This is a genomic window from Paenibacillus ihuae, assembly GCF_001368795.1.
Classification (GTDB): Bacteria; Bacillota; Bacilli; order Paenibacillales; family Paenibacillaceae; genus Paenibacillus_AQ; species Paenibacillus_AQ ihuae.
Genome location: NZ_LN831198.1, coordinates 3,189,627 through 3,197,306 on the forward strand (window position 1 = coordinate 3,189,627; position 7,680 = coordinate 3,197,306).

The 7,680-nt window shown below is 49.2% G+C and carries 8 protein-coding genes and 1 pseudogene; 1 reads left to right on the plus strand and 8 read right to left on the minus strand.

Features of this window, described 5'->3' with window-relative positions; all coding sequences use genetic code 11:
- Window positions 1–206: 206 nt before the first annotated feature.
- The 3 genes from sucD to AQR02_RS14530 form a co-directional block, all read right to left on the minus strand.
- A complete protein-coding gene (gene sucD, locus AQR02_RS14520; protein WP_054941091.1) occupies window positions 207–1,136 on the minus strand; it encodes a succinate--CoA ligase subunit alpha in 930 nt (309 codons plus the stop codon).
- Between the two features lie 48 nt (window positions 1,137–1,184).
- Window positions 1,185–2,342, minus strand: coding sequence for an ADP-forming succinate--CoA ligase subunit beta (gene sucC / locus AQR02_RS14525; RefSeq protein ID WP_054941092.1), 1,158 nt, complete (start codon window positions 2,340–2,342; stop codon window positions 1,185–1,187).
- 349 nt (window positions 2,343–2,691) lie between these two features.
- Complete coding sequence (locus tag AQR02_RS14530) at window positions 2,692–3,156, minus strand: MarR family winged helix-turn-helix transcriptional regulator (protein ID WP_054941093.1); 465 nt, start codon at window positions 3,154–3,156, stop codon at window positions 2,692–2,694.
- A gap of 145 nt (window positions 3,157–3,301) precedes the next feature.
- Between AQR02_RS14530 and AQR02_RS14535 the strand changes: the two genes are divergently transcribed.
- A complete protein-coding gene (locus AQR02_RS14535) occupies window positions 3,302–3,730 on the plus strand; it encodes an organic hydroperoxide resistance protein (protein ID WP_054941094.1) in 429 nt (142 codons plus the stop codon).
- A gap of 149 nt (window positions 3,731–3,879) precedes the next feature.
- Here AQR02_RS14535 and AQR02_RS31360 read toward each other — a convergent pair.
- The 5 genes and pseudogenes from AQR02_RS31360 to AQR02_RS14565 form a co-directional block, all read right to left on the minus strand.
- A pseudogene (locus AQR02_RS31360) lies at window positions 3,880–5,569 on the minus strand (YifB family Mg chelatase-like AAA ATPase).
- A gap of 190 nt (window positions 5,570–5,759) precedes the next feature.
- On the minus strand, window positions 5,760–6,269 hold the full coding sequence (locus tag AQR02_RS14550) for a metallophosphoesterase (RefSeq protein WP_054941096.1): 510 nt from the start codon (window positions 6,267–6,269) through the stop codon (window positions 5,760–5,762).
- Between the two features lie 104 nt (window positions 6,270–6,373).
- Window positions 6,374–6,838, minus strand: coding sequence for a hypothetical protein (locus AQR02_RS14555; protein ID WP_209444159.1), 465 nt, complete (start codon window positions 6,836–6,838; stop codon window positions 6,374–6,376).
- A gap of 85 nt (window positions 6,839–6,923) precedes the next feature.
- Complete coding sequence (locus AQR02_RS14560; protein WP_054941098.1) at window positions 6,924–7,310, minus strand: YraN family protein; 387 nt, start codon at window positions 7,308–7,310, stop codon at window positions 6,924–6,926.
- Complete coding sequence (locus tag AQR02_RS14565; RefSeq protein WP_054941099.1) at window positions 7,307–7,612, minus strand: EscU/YscU/HrcU family type III secretion system export apparatus switch protein; 306 nt, start codon at window positions 7,610–7,612, stop codon at window positions 7,307–7,309. Before AQR02_RS14565 ends, AQR02_RS14560 begins: the two co-directional genes overlap by 4 nt.
- Between the last annotated feature and the right edge of the window lie 68 nt (window positions 7,613–7,680).

A 7,680-nucleotide genomic window follows, 5' to 3' on the forward strand; every position in this document is an offset into this window, starting at 1 on the left:
TGGAAGGGTCAGCCTTCCCTATTTTGTGGTACTTGCGTTAAAAATGCAAGTTGCTGCTGCGAAGCTGGTTCCCAGGCACCAGAACTATACGCAAAAAAGCAACCTTTCCCCTGTTACACAGGAATAAAAGGTTGCTTACCTATAACAAATCATACACTATAGTTGATCCAAGCACAGTGATTTTTAATAGAAGAATTATTTCAAGCTTAATGTGTTGTAAAAGCACCCAGAATGCCGCGTTCCTCAAGTACACTCACAAGGGTTGAGCCCATTTCAGCCGGTGTCGGTGCGACTTTAATTCCGCAGGATTCCAGAACGGCAATTTTTTCGCTGGCAGTCCCTTTCCCTCCGGAGATAATAGCCCCGGCATGACCCATACGTTTGCCTGGAGGTGCGGTAACGCCGCCGATGAATCCGACCACAGGCTTTGTCATGTTCTCTTTAATCCAGAGTGCAGCCTCTTCTTCAGCCGTACCTCCGATTTCACCAATCATGATGACAGCCTTCGTACCCGGATCATCATTAAAAAGCTTAAGAATATCGATGAACTCCGAGCCTTTGACCGGATCACCGCCTATTCCGACTGCCGAGGACTGCCCGATTCCGCGTTCTGTCAGCTGATGCACCGCTTCGTAAGTAAGAGTTCCGCTGCGGGAAACCACGCCTACATATCCGGGGGTATGAATGTAGCCCGGCATAATGCCGATCTTACACTCTCCCGGTGTGATCACTCCCGGGCAGTTAGGCCCGATCAGGACCGTAGACTTGCCCTCCATATAACGTGATACTTTGACCATATCCAGTACCGGTATACCTTCAGTAATACAGATGACGAGCTCCAGCTCCGCATCCACAGCCTCCATGATAGAGTCAGCGGCAAAAGCCGGGGGTACATAAATCACGCTGGCGGTTGCCCCGGTTGCGGCTTTGGCGGCGACTACCGTATCAAATACAGGCAGGCTGACCTCCTTGCCGTTCTCCAGCGTTATTGTTACAGAGGTCCCCCCTTTGCCCGGCGTCACTCCGCCAACCATCTGTGTGCCATAATCCAGCGCACCTTTGGTATGGAACAGGCCCGTCGAGCCTGTAATCCCCTGTGTGATGACTTTCGTATTTTTATCTACAAGAATGCTCATCGTTTTGGTCACATCCCTACTTAGTTTGTCGAATACGAGATACTTGCGTTACACAAGAGATACAATCTTACGGGCACCGTCTGCCATGGAATCTGCAGCGACGATGTTCAGTCCTGAACCGGCGAGGATCTGTTTTCCTAACGCCACATTGGTTCCTTCAAGACGCACAACGAGCGGCTTAGTCAGGCCAAGCTGCCGGGCTGCCTCTACCACACCTGTAGCAATCACGTCACAGCGCATAATTCCGCCAAAAATATTAACAAAAATACCGTTCACTTTATCGTCAGACAAAATTATTTTAAAGGCCTCAGTAACCTTCTCGGTCGTCGCACCGCCCCCTACATCCAGGAAGTTGGCCGGTTCGCCGCCATAATATTTGATAATATCCATGGTTGCCATCGCGAGTCCCGCACCATTAACCATACAGCCGATATTGCCGTCCAGGGCGATATAGCTGAGATCATATTTGGACGCTTCAATTTCCTTCTCGTCCTCTTCATCCAGGTCGCGGAGTTCTTGAATATCCTTATGGCGGAACAAGGCATTGGAGTCAAAGTTGAGCTTGGCGTCGAGCGCCATCACATTGCCGTCAGCTGTAACTACCAGCGGGTTAATCTCAGCGATAGAGCAATCTTTATCCACAAAAGCCAAATAGAGCGCTTGCATGAACTTGACCGCTTTATTCACTAATTCTGTCGGAATAGCGATGCTGTACGCCAATTTACGTGCTTGGAATGTCTGCAGTCCTACTGCCGGATCGATAATTTCCTTGAAAATCTTCTCCGGATGACTTGCAGCCACCTCTTCAATTTCAGTGCCGCCCTCTTCAGAGGCCATCATGACTACTCTGCCAGAGCTGCGGTCTACCACGATTCCAATATAATATTCCTTAACAATCTGACAGCCCTCTTCAATGAGCAGCCGTTTCACCACTTTGCCCTCAGGTCCGGTCTGATGGGTAACCAATGTCTTGCCAAGAATCTCTCCGGCATAGGAGCGAACCTCGTCAAGCGATTTGGCAACCTTAACCCCTCCTGCTTTACCGCGTCCGCCTGCATGAATCTGCGCTTTGACTACCACCACCGGTGTGCCGAGTGATGATGCAGCTTCTACCGCTTCCTCCACTGTATAAGCTACTTTTCCGTTCGGTACGGCAACGCCGTACTTCTTAAGTACTTCTTTTCCCTGATACTCGTGGATATTCATACCGGAAGCCTCCTAAAGTGTTGCGGTGGCCTGTGCAGGCAGCCTGCAGCCAAACCGCATTCCGTTTTGATACTCCAAAGCCGGGTCCAGACCGGTAATCAATTATACATATTCCGGTACAAGCAAGAATCCAGCCGAATTCCAAAGAAAACGGCGGGCCCTCTGCCTGAGACATACGGCGTAATACAGATTTTCATCTCTATCTACCTATATGCCATAAAAGGAAACCCAGAATATTGTAACATGATTCAAAAGGGCTTACCTTAAAATCTTTCACTATTTATACATATATTTTCGCTTGATTTCATGCCGGAATGCGAACGATTACATTGACATAATGTTTCTAAAGCTATTTTGTCGCAGCGGCATTCGCTTCATGAACACGGGCAAGCAGGCTTTTGAACTGGCCCAGCAGATTTACAAACTCCTCAGCTGAGAGCATCGTCCCTTCCGCCATCTTTCCAGGAATGCAGACTGCTTCACTCTGCAGCGCCCAGCCCTTGTCTGTAAGCGAGATGAGTACCTTCCGTTCATCCTGCAAGGAGCGTTCACGGAGGATAAGGCCCGCAGCCTGCAGCCGTTTCAACAGCGGAGTCAGCGTCCCTGAATCCAAAAAGAGGGCTTCGCCAAGCTCTTTTACTGTACACTGCTGTTTCTCCCACAGCACAATCATCACCAGATACTGTGAATAGGTAAGGCCAATCTTATCCAGGTGAGGCTGATACAGCTTCGTAAATTCACGCGAACAGGCATAAATAGTAAAACAAAGTTGATTCTCAAGCATCAGCTCAGGGGATGTGGTTGTTTTTTGCATATCTTCTTCACCTGCCTTTGTGACATTATTTTATCACAATTCATCCGAAATATCATGTTAATAGCAAAAAATATATTGACTATTATTAATATTGTGTTAAATTAAATTGTGTACAATATATTTCAATGAACGGGAGCGATTTATAATGATGACAATTCAACAAAAAATGTATGAAACTACAGTTAAAGCGGTTGGCGGAAGAAACGGATACATCGAATCAGAAAGCCCTAAACTCAACCTGACAATCAGCACTCCACGCGAAATGGGCGGAGCCGGCGGAGAAGGCACCAACCCTGAGCAGCTCTTTGCAGCCGGATACTCCGCTTGCTTTGACAGCGCCCTGAATATGGTTGCCCGGATGGGTAAAGTGAAAATTGAAGGCAGTGAAGTAACTGCTACTGTGAGCTTCGGCAAAGTTGAAGACGGCGGCTTTGGCATCGCAGTTAAGCTTGATATTCTAGTCAAAGGTGTGGACCGTGAAACAGCCGCTAAGCTTGTTGAAGCTGCACATGGAGCTTGCCCTTACTCCCGCGCTACCCGCGGAAATATTGAAGTAGAACTGAACGTACTGTAACTCATTAAAATAGAACGGCAACTCAGAATAATCTCAGTATGAGAACGAACAAGCCGTCCGGAGCTGCTCCGGACGGCTTGTTTCATATACACGTTTATGCAGCAAATAATGGGAGATATATATAATGAAGAAAAAGATTCACCCTTCATTCACTCCTCCGTGAATACCTGCCGGTCCAGATTCCGGTACTGCACGGCTTCTGCCAGATGAGCAGAACTTATAGCAGAAACTCCACCCAGATCAGCGATGGTACGGGCCAGCTTAATAATCCGGTCATGAGCGCGCATGCTTAGACCGAGACTTTCCAGTATCCCGTGCAGCAGCTGGCTGCTTTCTTTATTCAAATAAGCATAGCGGCGAAGCGCTGCTCCTGAAAGCTCGCTGTTCCACGAGATCGGCAGGTCTTTGTAACGTTCAGCTTGAATCAGCTGGGCCCGGTTCACCTCAGCACGCATCTCAGCAGATGAAACGGAAGGCCCCTGCTCATTCCATTCCTTAGGGCGGGGCACGTCCACTTGCATATCAATTCGATCCAGCAGCGGGCCAGAGATTTTGGCCCGGTACTGGGCAATCCTGGCCGGGCTGCATGTGCATCTCTGGTGGGTTCCCGCGTTTCCTAAATAACCGCAGCTGCACGGATTCATGGAACACGCCAGCAGAAAACGCGCAGGGAATGTAAATGCTGCACGGGCACGGCTGATTGTAACGAGGCCGTCTTCCAACGGCTGCCGCAGTACTTCCAGCACATTGCGGGAGAATTCCGGCAGTTCATCAAGAAACAGAATGCCGCGGTGTGCTAAGCTAACTTCCCCGGGTTTCGGAATGCCTCCCCCTCCGATGAGACCGGCACCCGAAATCGTGTGATGCGGGGAACGGAACGGCCTGCTGCGCAAAAGACCGCTATGGGTATCCTTTAGCTTACCGGCTGCACTGAATATTTTGGTGACCTCCAGTGATTCACTGTCACTTAAGCTTGGAAGAATTCCCGGCAGACGCTTGATCAGCATCGTCTTGCCTGTCCCGGGAGGGCCCATCAGAACGATGTTGTGCATGCCTGCTGCCGCAATCGTCAGCGCCCGCTTCACATGATTCTGACCCAGTACATCGCTGTAATCTTCTTTCATCAGCCCGTCCGCAGCCGGGATAGCAGCATCCGAATATCTCGGTATATATTTCAAATGTTCCAGATCCACCGCTAATACCGGAGGCTTATCCTGTGCTGCAGTGCCGGTACCAACAATCACCGGAAACGGAAGTATATGCTGCTGGGAAGCAGTATCTGACAGTGATGCAAAGTGTTGCCCATCCTCAGAAGCATCACCTCCCCCCGTTCGCCTCCCCCTTCTGCTTCAGCTCCTGCAGATGATCCGCAGCATACACGTTCATTCCACTTATCAGCGCAGCCTCGGCTGCATTGCCGCGGGGCACCAGCACCGCCTGAAAACCCGAGCGGCGGGCAGCCTCAACCATCGGCAGTACACCAGTGACGGGTCTAAGACTGCCGTCCAATGCCAATTCACCGATCAGCAGCATTTTTTCAGCTGCAGGCATTACCAGTTGGGCACTGGTCGTCAGAATACCAAGTGCAATAGCCAGATCGAATGCCGATCCCTCCTTACGCAGATCCGCCGGAGCCAGATTGATTGTGACCCGCTGCTGGGGATAGCGGTAGCCGCAATTTTTGACAGCAGCCCGCACCCTTTCCACAGCTTCGCGAATCGCCGAGTCAGGTAATCCAATGATGTTCGTCTGTGGTAACCCGTTGGCCAGATCAATTTCGACCCCAATCATAACACCTTCAATTCCATACAGGCAGGCACTGTGCATTTTTCCGTACATAACAAAAAACACCTCTTTTCCTGAAATACGCTCACGTTCAAGCGCTATAACATCAAGAAAAAGGGTGCTTCCTCAATTTCCGAAATATTAATAACAGTATACAAATGATCCTGTATTATATTCAAGTATTGTTAATGGAAAAGTCAGCCGGAGAAAATTGCACATTCATGCAAATGTTGATTTTTTGCAGCTATCCTTCTTCACTACCCGTAACTGTATCCCGGATTTGCGCAAACGACAGCGGTTTATAGCCCCAATGCTCCACACAAATGTTGAAATGGTTTTTGCCTTCGTATTTCTGGCTATGGATATGACCGTGCACATTTACGTAAGGCATATGCTTGTTCATATACATAGGTTCATGGGAGAGCATGAAAAATTCCTTATAGATCAGCGGATATTCACTGACCTCATCAAAACCAGCCTCCAGCCACCAGCTCCGCCTCCGTCCACGGTCGTGATTGCCGAGGATAAGGATTTTACGGCCGTTCAAGCTGCTGACAATCCTCCGCGTCGCTTCAAGTCCCAAAAAGGAAAAGTCTCCCAGATGAAATACGGTATCCCCGTCTTCCACCACGGAATTCCAGGCCTCAATCATTGCTTTATCCATCTCTTGCACATTAGTGAAGGGGCGCGACTCAAAATCAATAATCAATTCATGCCCGAAATGGTGGTCCGAAGTAAAATAGACATTAGACATCTCCTGCACACCTTTCTATACAGAAAGCTATATTCTGCCGCAATTTTCACAATTACGAAATCCCTCAAATCATTCCCCCAACATAAAAAAAGGAGGGCCCCTGATTATTTTTGCCAGTCGCGTTTGCTGGACCGCTGATGAACATCCAGATGAATCAATTCGGCCAAAGGCGGTATTTCCTCATGCTCAACCAGCCATTTGCGCATTTCTTTAATTGCTTCGACTTGACCATTCCCTTTATCCCGCCAGGTCAGCAGTTCGATTACTCTGATAACCAGCGACATCAGGCTGCTATGGCTACTTTGGCTTTTTTCCGCCCTGATTTTTTGGATCAGCGCCTCGTTTTCCCAGTCAATCAATATCTCTTCAGCTATAGCCGGCCTCATGACCGTAAAGCTCTTATTGCAATTGCTGCAGCAAATGACCGCCAAGGGCTCCGCACCCAAATCCACATCGATCTTCTGTTCACAATGTTGGCAAGCAAAGCTTACCTGTATATTAACCGGTTGATTACTCACGGGGACAGCCTCCTCTGGTAGCATTAAAATGACACAATAATGTTTACCCATTTCCTTGGAGAAATGACCCATGCATGCAGTCTGTGTAAGGCCAGGCATTCGTTGCCCATCCGGAAACGGCTTATCACTATATTTCTTAAAAGGCCTCACGAATGTGCCTGAGTCCGGCAACGCTCAGATCCTCATTCAGCCGGACAGTGATCACATCGAAGGATATTCTCCGGTCCACCTGACCCTTCATATGCAAATAGACCTCTGCCGTACTGCGTACCTGGCGGATTTTGCGGATATCCACCGATTCCTCCGGTGTTCCCTGCAGCGGACTTCCGCTGCGGCTCCGCACCTCAATAAATACGAGATCTCCCCCGTGCTCGGCAATCAGATCCAGTTCACCGCTGCGGCAGCGCCAGTTAGCCTCCAGAATAACATAACCCTGAGAAGACAAATACAAGGCTGCCGCTTGTTCCGCAGCCGCCCCTTTAAGCTTGCGGCTGAAACGCTGACTATTGTAGGATTCCCTCACTCCGGTCTCCGTTCCCCGGCAGAACGGTCGCTTTGATAGACAAAGCTGAGTATTTCGGCCACGAGATTATAGAGCTCCGGCGGAATTTGCTGATTCAGATCCAGCTGGGACAGCACCTCTACGAGTGCAGCATCCTCCTGTACAGCTACTCCATTCTCTTTGGCTTTCTGCAGAATCAGATCTGCGACCACACCCTGTCCTTTAGCAACAACTACCGGAGCTTCGGTTTTCCCTGGGGTATATTTCAAGGCAACAGCCTTTTTCATATTGTAGGAAAGCTCTTGATTACTCTCTTCACTCATATGCGATAATCGACTCCTTTATAGGAATCCGGAACATAATCGGCCAGCTTCGCCGCAGTTTGTGCGGA

What these genes read in the sequence shown, in the direction of transcription:
- AQR02_RS14555 (WP_209444159.1), bottom strand. Translation starts at nt 6,838, where the DNA reads ATGGGTAAACATTATTGTGTCATTTTAATGCTACCAGAGGAGGCTGTC.
- sucD (WP_054941091.1), bottom strand. Translation starts at nt 1,136, where the DNA reads ATGAGCATTCTTGTAGATAAAAATACGAAAGTCATCACACAGGGGATT.
- AQR02_RS14550 (WP_054941096.1), bottom strand. Translation starts at nt 6,269, where the DNA reads ATGTCTAATGTCTATTTTACTTCGGACCACCATTTCGGGCATGAATTG.
- AQR02_RS14565 (WP_054941099.1), bottom strand. Translation starts at nt 7,612, where the DNA reads ATGAGTGAAGAGAGTAATCAAGAGCTTTCCTACAATATGAAAAAGGCT.
- AQR02_RS14535 (WP_054941094.1), top strand. Translation starts at nt 3,302, where the DNA reads ATGATGACAATTCAACAAAAAATGTATGAAACTACAGTTAAAGCGGTT.
- sucC (WP_054941092.1), bottom strand. Translation starts at nt 2,342, where the DNA reads ATGAATATCCACGAGTATCAGGGAAAAGAAGTACTTAAGAAGTACGGC.
- AQR02_RS14530 (WP_054941093.1), bottom strand. Translation starts at nt 3,156, where the DNA reads ATGCAAAAAACAACCACATCCCCTGAGCTGATGCTTGAGAATCAACTT.